The organism is Candidatus Poriferisodalis sp., from assembly GCF_965208895.1.
Lineage (GTDB): Bacteria > Actinomycetota > Acidimicrobiia > Acidimicrobiales > Poriferisodalaceae > Poriferisodalis.
In genome coordinates, this window is the sequence record NZ_OZ242363.1 from 1,524,066 (window position 1) to 1,541,741 (window position 17,676).

A 17,676-nucleotide genomic window follows, 5' to 3' on the forward strand; every position below is an offset into this window, starting at 1 on the left:
CACACCGAGTTTTCTGCTTACTCGATCTGGTAAGCGGCTTCGCCGTGGTCGCTGACGTCGATGCCGGCCATCTCCACCTCCGCGGAGACCCGGATGCCCATGGTGAACTTGATCACCGTTGCGATGATCCATGTGGCCGCAAATGAGTACAAGGTGACCACGGCGATCGACAGGACCTGATTCCACAGCAGCACGCCGCCGCCGAAGAACACCCCGTCGATGAAGTCCTGAGTTTCCCCCGCAGGGGCGGGCACCGCAGACGAGTCGGCGAGGAAGCCGAGCAGGATGCCGCCGACGGCGCCGCCCACCCAGTGAATGCCGACCACGTCGAGGCTGTCGTCGAAACCGACCCGGAACTTGGCCTCGATGGCGAAGAAGCAGACGACGCCGGCTATCGCGCCGAACGCCAGCGAGTGCATCGAGCCGACGAAGCCCGCTGCGGGCGTGATGGCCACGAGCGCCGCAACGACGCCCGAGGCGATGCCGATGGTCGACACCCGCTGGTGCCGTGCGTACTCGGCGAACGCCCAGCCGACCATGCCGGCTGCTGCGGCAATGAACGTGTTGACGAATGCCTGCGCCGCGGCGCCGTCGGCTGCCAGCGCCGAGCCGGCGTTGAACCCGAACCAGCCGAACCACAGGATGCCTGCGCCCAGCATGACGAACGGCACGTTGTGGGGCACGGGCCGGTTGTCGGGCCAGCCTGAGCGCTTGCCGACCACCAGCGCCAGCGCCATGGCTGCTGCGCCGGCGTTCACATGGATGGCTGTGCCGCCTGCGAAGTCGTGCGCCGGCAGGTTGAGGATCCAGCCGTCAGGGCCGTACACCCAGTACACGACCGGCGAGTAGACGAGCAGCGACCACACTGGCACGAAGACCATCCAGGCCGAGAACTTCATGCGGTCCGCGACTGCGCCCGAGATGAGCGCCGGGGTGATGGCGGCGAACGTCATGAGGAAGGCGAACGTGGCCAGCCCTTCGGCGTCGTGAATGCCGGCCATTCCCATCAACGAGAAGTCGCCGATGATCGGCAGGCCGCTCTCGCCCGCCGCGAGGCTGAAGCCCACGAGCACCCAGATCACCGGCACAATGCCGAGGCACCACATGTTCATGTTGAGCATGTTCAGTGCGTTCTTGGCACGGACCATGCCGCCGTAGAACAGGGCCAGGCCCGGCACCATGAACAGCACCAATGCCGCTGCTGTCAGTACCCAGGCGATGTTGCCTTCCATCAATTTCCTCCTCGTCGCGCGTCAGCGCTTCAGTGGACACTTCTGGGGCTGATCCGCACATCATGGCAGGTCAACCGCCCCGCACACATCTTCATCGGTACGCACGCTCGACGCGTTGCACCTGGCGGCCTGCGACTACCTGCACCGCCACGGCCGCAGCATCGAACTGGCCTCATATGACCATCGCATGAACGATGCCGCCGACGCGATGGGCATCCCGTTGTTCGATCTCAGCGACGCCTGAACCCCAGACGCGTTCCCGTGCACCGTCGGGCGCGACGAGGCTGACCCTGTGGATCGGGCCGTCTAGCCGGTGCTGGTGTCGTGGGCGGCTTTGGCCTCGATCTCGGTGACGACCTGTGCCCATACGGGGCTGCTGTATCTGTGGGTGTTCTGCTTCGCTTCGGCGAGGGTGAGCGCGCCGCCGTCCACCGCGGCGGGATCCAGTGCGCCGATCGCGGCGAGTGCGCGCTGCCAGCGGTTCACGTGCGCGAAGCCGTGATGGGTCTGCGACGCCAGGTACTGCACCGCGGACACGACCTGCGGGTCCGCTGTGTACGGCACCGGCTGGGGCGGGTCGGCCTGGTCGGTGTCGGGGGCCTGGTCGGTGTCGGGCACGACTTCGGGCACCGGCGGCGGCGGGTCGTCGTCGGCGACGGCGACTGTCGCCGCGGCGGCGGAGCCGGCGGTGTAGCCGTCGCCGGCTGTGACGGTCGCTGTGATTGACCCGTCGGGCTCGTCCGCGGTGTCGTCGACGGTGGCGACGGTCAGCGTCTTGGTCGTGGCGCCTGCGGGGATCGTGACGGTGCGGACGCCGGCTGTGACGCCGTAGTCGCCTGAGGCCGTCACTTCGACGATGACCGCCAGGTCGGCTGCGGGCGCAGCGTCCGCGGTGACGGTGAAGGTCGCCGGGTCGCCCTCAGTGACGTCGCCGTCGGCGGTGACGGTCACCGTCGGCACCACCGGCGGCGGCGGCTGCTGCTGCTGCTGTGGTTGTTGTTGCTGTTGTTGTTGTTGCTGTGCGGTGTCGTGTGCTTGTCGGGCCTCGATCTCGGTGACGATCTGTGCCCACACGGGGCTGCTGTATCTGCGGGTGTTCTGCTTGGCTTCGGCGAGGGTGAGCGCGCCGCCGTCGATGCCGGCGGGGTCCAGTGCGCCGATCGCGGCGAGTGCGCGCTGCCAGCGGTTCACGTGCGCGAAGCCGTGATGGGTCTGCGACGCCAGATACTGCACCGCAGCGACGACCTGGGGGTCCGCCGCGAACGGCGCCGGCTCGGGCTGGGAGTCCGCAGGCTGCTGCGGGTCCGCAGGCTGCTGCTGGTTGTCGGTCTGCTGAGGGTTGTCGGCGGGCTGCTGTTGCTGGTTGTCGGTTTGGGGGGTGCCGTCGCCGTGGGCTTGGGCGTTGTCGGGCACCCAGAAGTCGCCGCTGTTGTCGTCTGCTTCGGCCCAGGAGCCGACGTCGTCAGCGGACGGCGCGTAGTCGGGCAGCGTGTCGGGGTTGGCGCCGTAGCTGACTCTCAGCTTGCGTTTCGCGGACGGCTCGCCGGGTCGGGTCAGGCTCATCGACACGTCGTAATGGCCGTCGCTGCCGCCGATCACCGAAGCGTCCAAGTCGACGTTGACTCGGAACGTGTGATCCCACGTGTCGGGGGTGACACGGATCGCGTGGAAACGGCCGCTGGGCGACACCTCCTCGAAGCTCGCTCCTCCCGGCGCCCAGCGCGTCACCGACGCCGTCATCGGCGCATTGTGGAAACTCACGACCTTGTGGCACTCCAAAGCCCGCGGATCGGCGTTCTGGCCCCTCACATTGCCCTGTATCGCAGCGAGCGCGGAGTCTCTTCGTGACGGCAGGCTGTTGATGATCGGCAGCCACTCACAATAAGTGCGCGTCACATTGCGGCCGCTGATGGGCAGCGTCCGCGTCACGTTCACCTCGATGCCGTGACTGTTCACCCACCCCCCGTCAGTGCGGGACTGCAGCCGCACATACAGCGTCTCATAGCACGGCGTCGCGATCGGGCCGACACCCTCTTGCAGCTCCGGGCCGTAACGAGGCCGCGTCTTGGACGAGCAGTCCAACGGCTGATTCAGCCTCACGTCGAACGAGCCGCGCCCCATCCCCGCACTCGAATCGACCTTCACCTGCGCCGTCGCCGCACCGTCCAGCCGGTCGTCGTGCGCACCGGCGTTCGCGAACGTCGCAAAGCCCAGCTTGTCGTCGTCCGCGACGCGCACCGCCATGTCGAACTGGCTGTCCTGCTGCGCCTTGGAATAATGAAACGCCCGCGACGTGTCCAACAACGCCTCGCTCAACGCACCGTTGGTGTCCCAGTTGTCGCTGAACACATGACGAATCACCACCGTGCGGTCCTTCGCGTCCGCGTCGTGGGCGGCGGTCACCGTGATCGTGCGCTCCTCGCCGAAATCGTCAACCGACGACCACGACACCGACGACGGCGAGAACGACAGCCCCCCGCCCAGCGCCGTAGGAGTGACCGTCAACGGCGAACCCGGCTGTGGCACCACGAAATTGCGGACCGTGTACGACGTCGAACCGCCCTCCACCACACTCAGACACTCCACCAAACGGCACTCCGCGTCCCCGAGCGGATCAGGATCGAACCGCGGATCGAGAGCACCCTGACCGCGCTGCACCACCACCTTCACCGACGGCAACACCACAGACGAATCGGTCGACGACAACACCAAATCGAACACCGCATCCGGCGACGTGCCCGGCTGACCGCCCGCACCCGAGCGCAACGCCGTGACCTCCACCACCCGATAGCCCTTCTGCGAATCCGGCCCGTAACCCGCCCAGTCCTGAGCGTCGAAGCTGAGATCGATCGACCCCGACGGCGACAACTGCCGAATCCCGTAATCAATCCCGCGAGTACCAACACCCGACCCCCACGCCTCGAACTGCGTCTGCACCCGACGGCCCCCCGGCATATGCAAAAACCGCGGATGACTCACCAAAAAACGAGAAGAATCAGACGACGCCGCCGACACCGGCACCCTGGCCGTCACCTCCTGCGCCAAATCCAAACGCACCGACACCGTCTGACCCTCACGCACAAACACCACCGACGGCGCCGACACCAAACCGGACGGCGCCGCTCCCACCGCCACGCCGTTCACCGCAATCTTAAGGCTGTTGCCGCCGTTGAGCCAAGAGGTCACGATCGCCAGACGCCACAAGCTGCCGTCAGCGATGCTGAAACCGGACGCCGCGCCCGCGTCCTCGCCGTCCGAGGCCGTGTCAATGAGCGAGTTATGACCGCTGGGAGCGTCAGAGCCAGCGGTGTCGAACACCACGAAATACGTGGAGTCCGCCGCGAGGCTGATGCCCCCCTCAGGCGCCGCGAAGCGCAGCGTCTGATCGCCGTTGAACGGCGTGAATGCGGGCCACGTCAATGTGCCGACCACCGCGCCCGGGCGGCCGGACGCCTCAGCATGCACCGACACCGACAACTTCGAAGCCGCAGCAGCATCGGCCAACTCAGAAAACCGCACATCGACACTGCTCAGCGTGTAACCCGCCGCGTTGCCGCCCGTCGAGAACGCCTGCGCATAATCAAACGCTCTGTTGTTCAAGTGATTCTGGTCTGCCTGGCCCAGATTGCTCACCAGCACCTGCGTCGTCGGCGCCTGCGCGCCGGCCGACGACAACGGCACCGACGCCAACAACGCGCCCACCACAGCAACCGCTACAAGGCTCCTAAGAAGCCCCCCCCCCCCCCCCCCCGGAACGTACGTACCACAGACATCAAGGGCCTCCACGGACAACGATGAGCAACACGGGATACTACACCCTCACACAAGAGGGAAGATCAGACACGAAGCCCTTGTCGGCGACAAGGACCCGGCCGGCTCGGGTGCCCCCACCCACAACGGGTGGATCCCAACCCATGGAACTCACCGTCTAGTCAGCACCGCTGGATGCGGCGTCGAGCGCAGCGCCGAGATCATCGGTCAGGTCCGAGACAGTCTCGAGCCCGACCGACAAGCGCACCAGATCGTCGGGCACCTCGAGCGCCGAGCCGGCGGCCGATGCATGGGTCATGGCACCGGGATGCTCGATCAGCGATTCGACCGCGCCCAGCGACTCCGCCAGCGTGAACACCCTCGTCGAGGTGACCACACGCTCGGCTGCCGCGCGCCCGCCGTGGAGTCGGAACGACACCATGCCGCCGAAGCCGCTCATCTGGCGGCCGGCAATGTCGTGCCCGAGGTGATCGGGGCGTCCCGGGTACAGCACCGAGCGCACGGCGGGGTGCGCGTCGAGAAGCTCGACGATCGCCTGCGCGCTCGCACCGTGGCGGTCCATGCGCACGCCGAGGGTCTTGACGCCGCGCAGCGTCATGTAGCAGTCGAACGGGCTCGGCACGGCGCCCACGGCATTCTGGGTGAACACCAGGTGGTCAGCCAGCTCGTCGTCGTTGGTGGCCACGAAGCCGCCCACGACATCGCTGTGGCCGCCGAGATACTTGGTGGCCGAGTGCACCACGGCATCCGCGCCGAGCGCGAGCGGCTGCTGCAGGTACGGCGTGGCGAATGTGTTGTCCACCACGACGATGCCGCCCAGCTCGTGGGTGACGGCGCAGATGGCCTCGATGTCGAAGACGGTGAGCAGCGGGTTGGTAGGCGTCTCCAGCCACACCATGCGGGTGCTGGGCGTCCAGGCGTCGCGGATCTTGTCGGGCGCGGTGAGATCGGCTGCCGCCATGCCGATGCCTGCGTTGCCGAACACCGTGTCGATCAGCCGGAAGGTGCCGCCGTAGGCGTCGTCGCCGAGCAGCAGGCTGTCACCAGGCCGCAGCACCCGCAGCAACGCATCGGATGCCGCCAACCCGCTGGCGAAGGCGAAGCCATGCCGGGCCCCCTCCAACGATGCCACGCACACCTGGTAGGCGTGACGCGTCGGATTGCCGGTGCGACCGTACTCATAGCCATGACGAGGCTGGCCGACAGCTTCCTGGGCGAAGGTCGTGGCCAGCGAGATCGGTGTGACGACGGCACCGGTGTAGGGATCGTGGGGCTGGCCTGCCCGGATCGCCCGAGTCTCAAAGCCGAACTCGTCAGGATCCTCAAACCCCGAAACCTGCGGATTACCACCCAGCATCAGCCCTCCAGTCGCCCAACGGCGACCACTTCCACGCGCATCGCTGTTGGAGCCTACGGAGCGTGCGGCGACGCCAACGGATCTTCGAGTGCCAATTCTCCGACGTCGACGCCGAGCCGGAGGTGATCACAAGTGCGTTGGTCAAGCGACTCGCTGACGGAACTGAGCCGCTGGTTCGCGACGAGAATGAGGTGCGCGAGGGCGCTCTGCGGGAGTTTCCCCTGTGCACACGCAAGCAAGAGTTCGGGCAAGAGCAAGTCGAAGTCGAAATCGACGCCTTCGAGTTCCTGCAGAAAATCCTTGCAGTCGTCTCGCTTGGGTCCCCACCACGCTTCCTGCGGTTCGCACCAGCGGAGCACACAAGCATGGATCAGGCCGTCGAAGTACGACCTCAAGGATTCTCCGAAGATCGAACTGCGCCCAAGAAGGTGCGCCGGGTGTCATCGCTCGAATGCGGGCAGACTGCATCGACGCTCCGATGGCACAAAGTGCCTCGCTGCTCCCGAGTTCCTCGCCGAGATAGGAGTGCGGTTGAAGCTTGGGCGCGATCCTCCCCAGCAGCGCCGTACCGGTGGGCGGTTGGCCGTCCAATTGCGCGTGCGTCCCCAACTCGTCGAGGCGCGCCGCCAGTTCCGGCGTGTCGAGACCCCGCCGCTGTGCAGCCAGGTAAGTGGCCCGCTCGTCGGCGAGGGGCGACTCGTCGGGCAAGTGGGTCAACCAGAAGGCGAGCAGACGTCTCTGGCCATCCGAGTCGGTAAAGGTGTTCCGGATACTCGCCCACACTCGAGCGTCCTCGGGATGCGCGTGAATGACCAGCCCTCGGAAACTGGCGTCTGGCCATCGTCGACGTCCAGCGAGGAACATGCGCTGGCAGGACAGACCAGTGCGGGTCCCAATCGAGAGCACCAACACGCCCGACGTGTCCGCCTCCACTGGGTCCGTCGGCGCCTCCAACCCATCATCAAATGAGTAGTCGCACCACCTGGCTCCCTCTGCCACGAATCTGTGCTCGACCAGAGCGTTGCGCAGTCCATGCCAATCGTCGTCTGAGAGAAGTTCTCGCTCCTGCTGCTCGTAGATAACAACTGACGCGCCAGTGGCCACGAGTCTGAGGGCGTCCTGTACCCGGGCGCGTGCCGGGTCTTCTCCACTCCGCTTCGGATAACTGTTGAATTCAGCGAGGCGGCCGCCAATCAAGCCGCTCGCGTCCTGCGTGACGAGTCGCGCAGGTTCAAAGAAAACGGACTCGTGAGTGACGCGACCCGATTCCGAATCCGGTCGTGTGCCGGTCGGTCCGAGCAGACTGATGCAGTCGCGCGGCCTTCCGGCTTCGTTGTATGCCTCCCAAAGGGTCGCGTTACGGCGGGCGTCGAAGATGTCCGGCACGACGAGTTCGGGTTCGGGCAACACCATGGCCGACATCGCGCGTGGGTTGATGCGGACGAGCCGAGCCGTGCTCGAGTCTCGGCACAGCGGACAGTCATGGTTGGCGAAACCTGACTCGTCGTAGTCGCCCAGGCTGAACCACGGGTCCTCGATAGTCCTGCTTGGTGCAGCGACCGCCACCGCCGCTAACGGACGTTCCTCGGGGTGGGTCTCCGAGCCCGCTGGGCCCTCAGCGAACGCGGTCACTCCGTGAACGCGTGTGCTAGCGGGAAGCTGTCTCGAGACCAGTTGCTCGATTCGAACTCTTGGGACACCCAACGCTGCACAAGCGCTCAGGAGCCGTTCGGCGAAACCCCCCCGCTGTCGGTGACGGACACCAACCCAAGCACGGGATTGTCAGGCGAGACGCGAAACAGATTCCGTTGAAGGCCCAGTGCGTTGGATGGATAGCGGTCCAGCGCAACCACAGGTCGAACCTCGGCTGAGGAGTCGGGCGCAGCCGCCCGATGAGATCGAGCGGTACTTCTCTGAGGTGGCCGGCGACGGTGTCCACATTCGCGTCTCGATCTGCAAGATCCAGAAATGTCAAGCCACCTCCGGTGTCGCTCGCACGCCGTGCTCGATCAGATCGGAACGGAAGGCGCGCGTACGCGTCTCGGTTCTCGATCATCGGCCGTTCAGCGACTCACGCGAGTGCGAGTGCGAGTGCGTCCTGGCGCGTTTCCGACGCAGGCGTGGTCTCGCTTCTCGTGGCGTCCAAGGTCAGGTGAGCAATCGTGCCTCGGAGACCTCGGGCGATGTACTCGGTGGGGCTCCAGTCTCCGGACCTGCCCCGTCTTCCAATGTGCATCGCGTGGTCGAGCCCAAACGACGAGATGAGGTTGATGGTCCCATTCCAACGCGAGACATATCCGCTGATGGTGCAGAGACCGTGGCCGTCCCTGGCACCGCAAACTTCACGCTCTTCATACACGGCTCGAACGAGGTTCGTCATTACTGCCTGCGCAACTTCGGCGGAGGGCCCGTCCCCGCTGGAGAGACATCTGACTCGTCGGCCCCGGGCAGCCAGCGCTGCAGCTTTGGCCTTCGCTGAGGCGACAATGCCGACACCGTCGTCTGCGACCACTACTTGAAGCCTGTTGTGGCTCTCTTCCCCACCTCCGGTCGTCGCGCTGACGAACGCCATTGCTCGGCCGGCGCTTGCCCACCTGTGAACGTTGTCCACCAACTCATAGAGGCACTGGTCGGCTTGGCGTTCGAAGCGCTTCCGTTCCGGATGTCCGTTGGCGACATGCAGCCCGTCGAGCCAGTGGTATCGCCTGCCGTGATCATCTGGCGCCGGAGGCCTGCGTCGCTCGGACTCCAGCTGCGACATCACGCGTAGACGGTCGGAAACTCCAAAGTCGTAGTAGCCGAGCGCGAATGGCTGATCGATAGCCGCGACTCCGATGGCTTCCGGCACCGAGACTGCTTCCCGCTCTATCTCCAGTGGAATCTGCCGTCGATCGGCCGCAAAAACGACGCCCGCACGGGCGAGACGGCGTCTGATCTTCTGCGACTCAGGCAGGATGATCTTGGACGGCGGCTGCGGTGTACCTAGTACCCAGAGCGCATGTGCGAGATCGCCGGGCTGGATGGTCGCGGTGTCTCGGAGACTGGAAAGATCAAGCGGTTGTGACGGCTCAGCCGCCAGCTTGGACAACCTCAGACCAGACATGTCACCGGCCGCACCGTCGTCCGACCATTCTGGTGCCGATTGCCTGCCACACTGCTAGTTCTACTAGGGGCAGCCTTCGGAACACAGCCGATTTGACACCCGAGGCTCGAGATCACGCCTCCTCGCGATCAGCTGGCGGGTTGAGGTCAACCTCGTGGCCCGGTTGCAACCCGCGGGACTCCAGCCAGTCGTCGTCGAACAAGCGGGTGAGATACAGGCGGCCCGAGTCGGGGATGAGGGTGACAACGAGCGACTCGGCGGCCTGGCCTGCAGCGTCGAGCTCGGCGGCGATGCGGAAGGCGCCGGTGACGGCGGTGCCGCCCGAGCCGCCGATGAGCAGCCCTTCGGCGCGGGTGACGTGGCGGGCCATGGCGAACGAATCGGCGTCGGCCACCGGCAGCACCCGGTCGATGATCTTGGCGTGGTAGGTGGTGGGCCAGAAATCTTCGCCGATGCCTTCCACGAGATAGGGGCTCCCGTCGCCGCCTGCGTACACCGATTCGGGCGGGTCGGCCACGATGACCTCGATCGCCGGGTTCTGCTCTTTGAGGAAGCGGCCGACGCCGCTGACGGTGCCGCCGGTGCCAGCACCGGCGACGAAGTGGGTGACCCGCCCGCCGGTCTGGGCCCAGATCTCGGGCCCGGTGGTCTCGTAGTGCGCCCGGGGGTTGTTCTGGTTCGAGTACTGATCGGGCGAGAAGGCTCGGGGCGTCTCGTCGCGCAGCCGTGCCGCAGTGGAGTAGTACGAGCGGGGATCTTCAGGGTCCACCTTGGCGGGGCACACGATCACTTCGGCGCCGTAGGCCCGCAAGAGCTGCACCTTCTCGGGCGCCACCTTGTCGGTGCACACGAACAGGCAGCGATAACCCCGCTGAGCGGCCACTACGGCCAGGCCCACGCCGGTGTTGCCCGAGGTGGGTTCGACGATGGTGTCGCCGGGCTGCAGGCTCCCGTCGGCCTCAGCGGCGTCGATCATGGCGACCGCGGCACGGTCCTTCACTGATCCGCCGGGGTTGGCGGTCTCGAGCTTGGCCACCACCGGGGTGGCAATGTCGGGCGCCACCCGACCCAGCCGTACCAAGGGCGTCTGACCGACGAGATCGAGCACCGAAGGCGCTATGTCCAAGCCCTCGAGGGCCCCGGGCATCGGACCGGCGTCAGTCACGGCGTCACAGCCTACGAAAGGCAAACTCGACACGCCGCTTCGAAGCGGCACCGCCGTTCGAAGGCGACTCGTGGATCTGGTGGCTGCGGTGAGGTCGTCGCTGTGCCGGTGGGTCAGGCAGCCGGGTCGGCGAGCTCGGCCAGGGGCGGCGTACAACTACTCTGTCGTCATGCCGGTCGTGTCGATCAGGTTCTCGGACGGCCGGCTGCATGAGCGGCTCAAGAAAATCGCTGGACGCCAGAAAGTGTCGATCTCTACGCTCGCGCAACGCTTGATCGACGAAGGGCTGCGCATGGACGCTCATCCGCTTATCCACTTCCGCGAGCAGTCCACGGGCCGCTATCCGGCGCTCGTCGGCGGACCTCTCCTGGTCTGGGTGATCGACGTGATCGTCAATGGCGAGATGACTCGCGAACAGGGCCGCGCCTGGGCCGCCGAGGTGATGAACTTGAGTCTGACTCAGGTCGACGCCGCGCTCGCGTACTACGCCGAATACACCGACGAGATAGACGAGGACATCGCCGATCGGCAGCGGGTCGCGGCCGAGTTGGAAACGGAGTGGCGACAGCACCAAGAGCTGCTCGCGACCTGACAGCACCCGACCGCACCGATTGCCAGCCGGACATCGAGCAGCGTGCGCTTGCTCATCGACGAGATGCACTCGCCGCGAGTGGCTGAGGCGCTGCGCGCCGACGGCTGGGACGTCGTAGCCGTCGCGACGGAGAGCTCACTTCGCGGTCGTCCAGACGTCGCTCTGCTCAAGTACGCGACCGAGAGCGGTCGTGTGATCGTTACCGAAGACGGCAACGACTTTGCCAGACTCGCCTCGCAGACGATCGCCGCTGGCCACAGCCACTGCGGCATCGTTGTCACCGACCGGGCGAGGTTCTTCCGCAAGCCGCCCGCCTACCCCAACAACGTCATCGACGCGCTGCGCCACTTCCTCGCGGCACCGCCGTTCGAAGGCGACTCGTGGATCTGGTGGCTGCGGTGAGGTCGTCGCTGTGCCGGCGGGTCAGGCGGCGGGGTCGACGAGGTTGGCGAGCGGAGAGAGGTCGGTGTTGAGCAGCTCGACTCCGCCTTCGGGCAGTACCGAGACTTCGTGCCACAGGCGCAGCTTGGGCGGGCGGCCGAGGAGCTGAACCGTCGAGAGGAACGAGTGGAAGATCGCCAAGTGCGTGGAGTGCGAACGCGACCACGCTTCGAGCGACTCCAGGTCCTCGAACCATCCGACGAAGCTGGTGGACTCCAGGTCTTCGCCGTCGATCGTCTGCTCCCGCAGAAACCGACTGGAGATGCAGCCGGTGTCGGGGTTGTTGGCCAGGAAGTCGATGCCGGCACGCAGCTTCGGTTCGATGTCGGTGAAGTACATCTCGCGCTCGTCGTCGAGGCACTCGTCCCATTTCTGGCCCGACCGGATGAGGCACAAGTTGGCCGGCAGCGGTGACCCCGGCGCCGCCTCGAAGGGATCCTCAGCGCTGGCCGCCATGCGATCGCGTGCGGCGCCCCAGTAGTCGTGCAGCTCGGTGATGTCCACCTCAGTCAAGTTGCGCACGCCGGGCAGAGGCCGCTTGGTCCCCGCGATGGTCTCCCAGCGATCTGCCGGAATGACGGCCGTCTCGCAATAGACCCCGGCTCGGTGGAGCACATCGCAGGCCTGCCGCCAACGCTCGTAGACCGCCGGATCGACCCAGTAGGCCATGAACACGGTCTCGACATCGCCCTGCGCTTCGGCCGCGTCGTCGCCCTCGTCGGTGAAGTTGACGATGCGCGCCCGCTCCACGTGATCGGGCCGGTCGTCGCCACCAGCCAGTGCCGCTTGCAGATCTGCCAAGGTCTCGTCATTGCCGGGACCCTTCGAGAAGATCATCGAATAAGCCGTCACCTCAGGAAAATCGACCACGCACCACGCCGGTGCGCTGGGCGTATGCCCCTCGGGCCGGTTCGCTGCCATCAGCCAGCAGGTGCCGTCATGCTGCGGCGGCCGCTCGCCGAGTTCCGCTCAGGCGTTGAGTTCGGCGGCGCGGGTGCGGAACTGCTCGACGTTGGCTTCTTTGATGTCCTCGTAGCCGCGGATCATGTCGGGCAGCTCGGCGATCTCGACAGCACGGGCGTAGGCGGCGCTGTCACCGCTCGTCAACGTGTCGAGTGCCCGGGAGATCATCCCTCGGTACTCGTCGATCAGCTCTCGCTCCATCTTGCGATGAGCGGTCTTGCCGAAGATGTCGAGCGCCCCGCCACGCAGGCCCTTCATCCGCGCCAGCAGGGCGAACGCAACGTCACCTGACCGGCCGAGGCCGATCTTCTTCTCGACACCCATGCGCCGCATGATCGGCGGGTGCAGCTTGTAGGTGACCTCGGTCTTGTCGCCGAACTGGTCGCGAACGGCCTGCTGGAAGGCCTTGTTGCGATGCAGGCGGGCAACCTCGTACTCGTCCTTGTAGGCCATCAGCTTGTGCAGGTACCGGGCCACGGTCTCGCTGAGCGCTGTGTCGTCGCCCGCAGCAGCCTCGGCCTCGCGCACCTTGGCTACGAACTCGGCATAGGCCGCCGCGTAGTCGACGCTCTGGTACCCCACCAGGTCGGGCACACGGATGCGCAGCAGCCGTGCCAGTTCCTCGGACGGATCGGAGACCGCGTCGATGAGCTTCTGCTCACGCTTCGACGGGCCGCTGTCGCGCCTCACACGGCCGACACGGTCGACATGCAGCGTCGCCATGAAGTCGGGATCGAGCACGATCTTGCGGCCGATGCGGAACGCCTGGGTGTTCATCTCGACGGCAACGCCGTTGAGCTCGATGGCCCGCTCGATCGCCGAGGCGCTGATGGGCACCACGCCCGACTGGTAGGCGGCGCCGAGGACCAGCACGTTGGCCGGCATGTGCGAACGGAACAGGTTGTCCGACAGCGTGCCTGCATCGAAGTAGATATTGCGCTCGGGCGTGGTGGCATCGTCGATGGAACGCTGGAACTCGGTCCACTCCGGGAACTCTGCTGAGGTGTCGCGCACCATCGCGCTGGTCGGCACCTTCGAGGAGGACACCAGCGCAACCGTGCGGCCAGCCTGGGCCTTCTCGAGGTTGACCGGGTTGGTGCCCGACAGCAGGTCGAACACGATGTACGCGTCGGCCTCGCCGGTGCCGATCTTGTTGGCCTCGCCGGCATCAGGATCGGCGTTGTCGCCGCCAATTGTCTCCCGCTCTTGTTCGCTTCGCTCACGGGCCGCTCGGGCCCCGGCTTCGCCATTCGGCTCAGCCTCCCGGCGGCGGACCTTCAGGTTTGACACCACCGGGCCGCCCTTTTGGGCAAGTCCTGTCTGGTCGAGCCCGTTGGCCTGCTTGCCGTCGAGCAGCGCCGCTGTGGCCAGCATCTGGTTCACGGTCACCACACCGGTGCCGCCGATGCCCATCATCAAGATGTTGCCCTCGTCGAGCCGATCCGGTTCGGGCAGGTCGTCGCCGATCTCGTCGACGGCTGCGGTCGCCTTAGTGGGCACCTTGCCGCCGGGGACCACCTCGATGAACGCCGGGCAGTCGCCGTCGAGGCAGGTGAAGTCTTTGTTGCACGAGGACTGGTGAATCTGGGTCTTGCGGCCGAATTCGGTCTCGACCGGCTGCACGCTGAGGCAGCTCGACTTCTCGCCGCAGTCGCCGCAGCCTTCGCAGACAGCCTCGTTGATGAAGACCCGCGTCGCAGGCTCGGCTACCTTGCCGCGCTTGCGGTCGCGGCGGAGTTCGGCGGCGCACGCCTGGTCGTAGATGAGCACGGTGCAGCCCTCGATGTCACGCAGCACTCGCTGAGCTTCGTCGAGACGGTCACGGTGCCAGACGTCGGTGTCGGGCGCGAACTGCGCGTCTGAGGGGTACTTGGAGGGATCGTCGGCAACGACCATCACCTTGGCCACACCCTCGGCATGCAGGGAACGGGTCAGCTCCGGCACCTCCATGCCGCCGTCCACGTCTTGGCCGCCCGTCATCGCGACCGCTGCGTTGTAGAGGATCTTGTAGGTGACGTTGGTGCCTGCCGCGACGGCCTGGCGGACGGCCAGCGAGCCGGAGTGATGGAACGTGCCATCGCCGATGTTCTGGAAGCGGTGATCCATCGTCACAAACGGCGCTGCGCCTACCCACTGAACGCCCTCGCCGCCCATCTGAGTGGTGCCGCGGACGTTGCGGGTTGGCGTCATGGCCGCCATGCCGTGGCAGCCGATGCCGCCGCCGGCCTCGGAGCCCTCAGGCACCCACGTCGAGCGGTTGTGCGGGCAGCCCGAGCAGAAGCCCGGGGTGCGGCCTGCGGCCTTGGCCCCGTCCTTGGTGGTCACCGCCAGCGGGATCGTGATGCGTTCGGGCACCGCAGGGCCGATGCCGTCACCGCCGAACCGGTCCACCAGGAACGGGCGGATCTTGCGGGCGATGAGATCCGCGTCCATCTCGCCATGGCCGGGGAACCAGAAGCCGTCGGAGGCGTCGCGCTTGCCCAGGATGCGCGGAGCATCGGGGGTGCCGTAGAGGATCTCGCGGGCCAGGGTCTCGATGACCGAGCGCTTCTCCTCGACCACGACGATCACGTCGAGCCCGCGGGCGAACTCGCGCAGGCTGGTGGGCTCGAGGGGCCACACCACTGTCGGCTTGAAGATGCGGATGCCGCGGCGAGAAAGCTCTGCGGGGCTGAGGCCCATACGGTCGAGCGCCTCGCGCAGGTCGTAGTAGGTCTTGCCGGCCGCGACCAAGCCCACCTTGGCGTCGGGGCTGGTGACGGTCTGGCGGTTGAGCTTGTTCTGCGCCACGAACTTTTCGACTGCAACCATGCGGCCCTCATGGATCTCGAGTTCCATGCGCACGGCGTTGGGGCCGAACAGGGCGTCTTGCTGGGTGTGTGCCCAGGGCTTGCCTTCCCATTCGAAGGCGGGGCGCGTGGCACTCACCCGTCCGGGGCCGACCTCGACGGTCGAGTAGCCGTCGGCCACATTGGTGACGATCTTCAGCGCCGACCAGAAGCCCGAGTAACGGGACAGCTCGTAGCCCCAGCGGCCGTAGTCGATGACTTCCTGGACCGAGCCGGGATACAGGATCGGCGTCTGGAAGTGAATGAGCACCGGCTCGGACTCCGACGCCAGCGTGGACGACTTGGAAGCCGGGTCGTCGCCCGCTACGAGCAGCACGCCGCCCTTGGGATCGACGCCGCAGACGTTCGCATGCTTGATGGCGTCACCAGAGCGGTCCACGCCGGGGGCTTTGCCGTACCACATGCCCAGCACGCCGTCGTAGATGCCTTGGAAGTTGCGGTTGGCGAGCTGGCTGCCCCACACGGTGGTTGCGCCGAGGTCCTCGTTGAGCCCGGGCACAAAGCTGATGTTGTTCTGCTTCAGCTCCTCGGCATTGCCGGTCATCAGCGCATCGATGCCGCCCAGCGGCGAGCCGCGGTATCCCGACACCATCGCCGCGTTGTTGAGCCCGTCTCGGCGGTCGGCGCGCAACTGGTCGAGCAGCACCCGCAGCAGGGCCTGCACACCTGACATTGCGACATCGCCTTCGGCGCGGTCGAAGCGATCCTCGAGCTTGAAGTCTGCGAGTGCCATCGAATCCCCCTGATCCGCCGTCATGGCTTCCTGCGGAGGCTACCCGTCAGCCCAAAAGCCTGCCCGGGAGGTGAGGGCGCCGGAGGCCGGGGCCCGAGCAGCCCGTGAGCGACAGCGAACAAGAGCGGGAAGCATGAGGCGTTGCGACGGCTCGCTGATTGATCAGCGCTTTGGCAGCAAGACCGGGCGCGGGAGCGTGAAGGCCAAGCCGAGCGCGCAGGCATTCGAGGCGGCAGCCATGGAGAACGTCCAGCCGTAGCCGCCGGTCGTCCCGAGCAGCAGCTGAGCGACGTAGGGACCCACCGCAGCGAACGATCCGGCTGTCGCGAAGAAGCGTCCCACGATCGCGCCGGCGTTGGTGCGGCCGAAGTAGTCGGCGACCAGTGCCGGGAACACCGCCACGCTGCCGCCGTAGGACAGGCCGAACGCGATTGACGAGGCATAGAGCAGCACCAGCCCGTCGGACACCGCGATGCCGACGAAGGAGAACGTTTCCACCGCCAATGCCAGCATCACGGCGCGGCGACGGTCGATGCGGTCCGACAGCGGGCCGGTAACGATGCGCCCGACGAGCCCGCCGATGCCGATGGAGCTGATGACGCCTGCCGACCACAGCGGCCCCAAGCCGAGGCTTCGGGCGTACTGAACGCCATGTGCGAAGGGCACGAACACCACGACGAACGTCAGGGCGAACATGCCGAAGATGCGCCAGAAAACCGAATTGCGCCACGCTTGGGCAGCGGTCCACGCAGTTGCGGGATTCTCGCCGTCCGGTTCGCTCGTGCGTTCGGCGTCCACGACGAACGCCGTCGGCTGGGATGCGACCCGCGACCGCCTGAGCGGACGCTCGGCAGGATCGGGCGTGCGCCCGTCGGGTCGCTGGCCGATCGACTCGGGGTCGCGCACGAACACCATCGCGGTTGCCGCCATGAGCACGCCGCCCGTCACCGCCATCACCGCGATGGCGGTCCGCCATCCGTATTGGGAGACGAGCCAGGCGGCGATCGGCGGCGCAACGATCCCTCCTGCGCTCCCGCCAGAGCCGACGATGCCGGTCGCCAGCCCACGCCGGTCGGTGAACCAGCGCACCACGGTGGCGTTCGCAGGCACCCACGACGACGACATCCCGAGGGGGGCGATCACCGCAAGGCCGATGAACACCACGGCCAGGCTCCCTGCGGCTGAGAGCACCAGGTAGCCCGCTGCGAGCAGCACTGCGCCCAGGGCAATCACCCTGCGCGGGCCGAACCGGTCGGTGAGCTGCCCCGTGAAGGCGCTGGCGGCGCTGTAGGCGAGGATGTAGGAGGCATACGCCAGCTGCAGCCACGTTGCCGACCAGCCCTTGTCTGCGCTGATGGCCCCCTCGAAGGTGCCGTAACTGAACTGGATGCCGTAGACGATGAACAGCACCCAGAAGCCGGCCCACGCCACGCGCCAGCCGTGGAACGGCTGGCCGATCAGCATGCGTCG

11 protein-coding genes and 1 pseudogene are annotated in these 17,676 nt (G+C 66.6%); 3 read left to right on the plus strand and 9 right to left on the minus strand.

Annotated elements, in window-relative coordinates:
* Nucleotides 1-17: 17 nt before the first annotated feature.
* Complete coding sequence (locus ACOGJB_RS06860) at nt 18-1,232, minus strand: ammonium transporter (protein ID WP_419840068.1); 1,215 nt, start codon at nt 1,230-1,232, stop codon at nt 18-20.
* Between the two features lie 115 nt (nt 1,233-1,347).
* On the opposite strand from ACOGJB_RS06860, the gene ACOGJB_RS06865 reads away from it, so the two are divergent.
* Nucleotides 1,348-1,476: a hypothetical protein gene (locus tag ACOGJB_RS06865; RefSeq protein ID WP_419840069.1), complete on the plus strand. Its 129-nt coding sequence runs from the start codon at nt 1,348-1,350 to the stop codon at nt 1,474-1,476.
* A 62-nt stretch (nt 1,477-1,538) separates the two neighbouring features.
* Here the strand turns inward: ACOGJB_RS06865 and ACOGJB_RS06870 are convergent, their stop codons facing one another.
* The 5 genes and pseudogenes from ACOGJB_RS06870 to ACOGJB_RS06890 form a co-directional block, all read right to left on the minus strand.
* On the minus strand, nt 1,539-4,934 hold the full coding sequence (locus ACOGJB_RS06870) for a choice-of-anchor R domain-containing protein (RefSeq protein WP_419840070.1): 3,396 nt from the start codon (nt 4,932-4,934) through the stop codon (nt 1,539-1,541).
* A 226-nt stretch (nt 4,935-5,160) separates the two neighbouring features.
* Entirely contained in the window at nt 5,161-6,360 is a 1,200-nt protein-coding gene (locus ACOGJB_RS06875; RefSeq protein ID WP_419840071.1) for a cystathionine gamma-synthase, read from the minus strand.
* A gap of 53 nt (nt 6,361-6,413) precedes the next feature.
* Complete coding sequence (locus ACOGJB_RS06880) at nt 6,414-6,755, minus strand: hypothetical protein (RefSeq protein WP_419840072.1); 342 nt, start codon at nt 6,753-6,755, stop codon at nt 6,414-6,416.
* Between the two features lie 1,676 nt (nt 6,756-8,431).
* Nucleotides 8,432-9,463 (minus strand): hypothetical protein, encoded by a 1,032-nt coding sequence (locus ACOGJB_RS06885; RefSeq protein ID WP_419840073.1) that lies wholly within the window; start codon nt 9,461-9,463, stop codon nt 8,432-8,434.
* A gap of 169 nt (nt 9,464-9,632) precedes the next feature.
* Nucleotides 9,633-10,589 (minus strand): annotated as a pseudogene (locus ACOGJB_RS06890) (PLP-dependent cysteine synthase family protein); the annotation flags it as partial.
* A 208-nt stretch (nt 10,590-10,797) separates the two neighbouring features.
* Between ACOGJB_RS06890 and ACOGJB_RS06895 the strand changes: the two are divergent.
* A complete protein-coding gene (locus tag ACOGJB_RS06895) occupies nt 10,798-11,220 on the plus strand; it encodes a CopG family transcriptional regulator (RefSeq protein WP_419840074.1) in 423 nt (140 codons plus the stop codon).
* Between the two features lie 42 nt (nt 11,221-11,262).
* A complete protein-coding gene (locus ACOGJB_RS06900; protein WP_419840075.1) occupies nt 11,263-11,622 on the plus strand; it encodes a DUF5615 family PIN-like protein in 360 nt (119 codons plus the stop codon).
* Nucleotides 11,623-11,643: 21 nt separating this feature from the next.
* On the opposite strand, the gene ACOGJB_RS06905 is transcribed toward ACOGJB_RS06900, so the two are convergent.
* The 3 genes from ACOGJB_RS06905 to ACOGJB_RS06915 form a co-directional block, all read right to left on the minus strand.
* Complete coding sequence (locus ACOGJB_RS06905) at nt 11,644-12,582, minus strand: phenylacetaldoxime dehydratase family protein (protein WP_419840076.1); 939 nt, start codon at nt 12,580-12,582, stop codon at nt 11,644-11,646.
* A gap of 48 nt (nt 12,583-12,630) precedes the next feature.
* Nucleotides 12,631-16,206 (minus strand): indolepyruvate ferredoxin oxidoreductase family protein, encoded by a 3,576-nt coding sequence (locus ACOGJB_RS06910; protein WP_419840077.1) that lies wholly within the window; start codon nt 16,204-16,206, stop codon nt 12,631-12,633.
* 162 nt (nt 16,207-16,368) lie between these two features.
* On the minus strand, nt 16,369-17,670 hold the full coding sequence (locus ACOGJB_RS06915; RefSeq protein ID WP_419840078.1) for an MFS transporter: 1,302 nt from the start codon (nt 17,668-17,670) through the stop codon (nt 16,369-16,371).
* Nucleotides 17,671-17,676 lie beyond the last annotated feature (6 nt).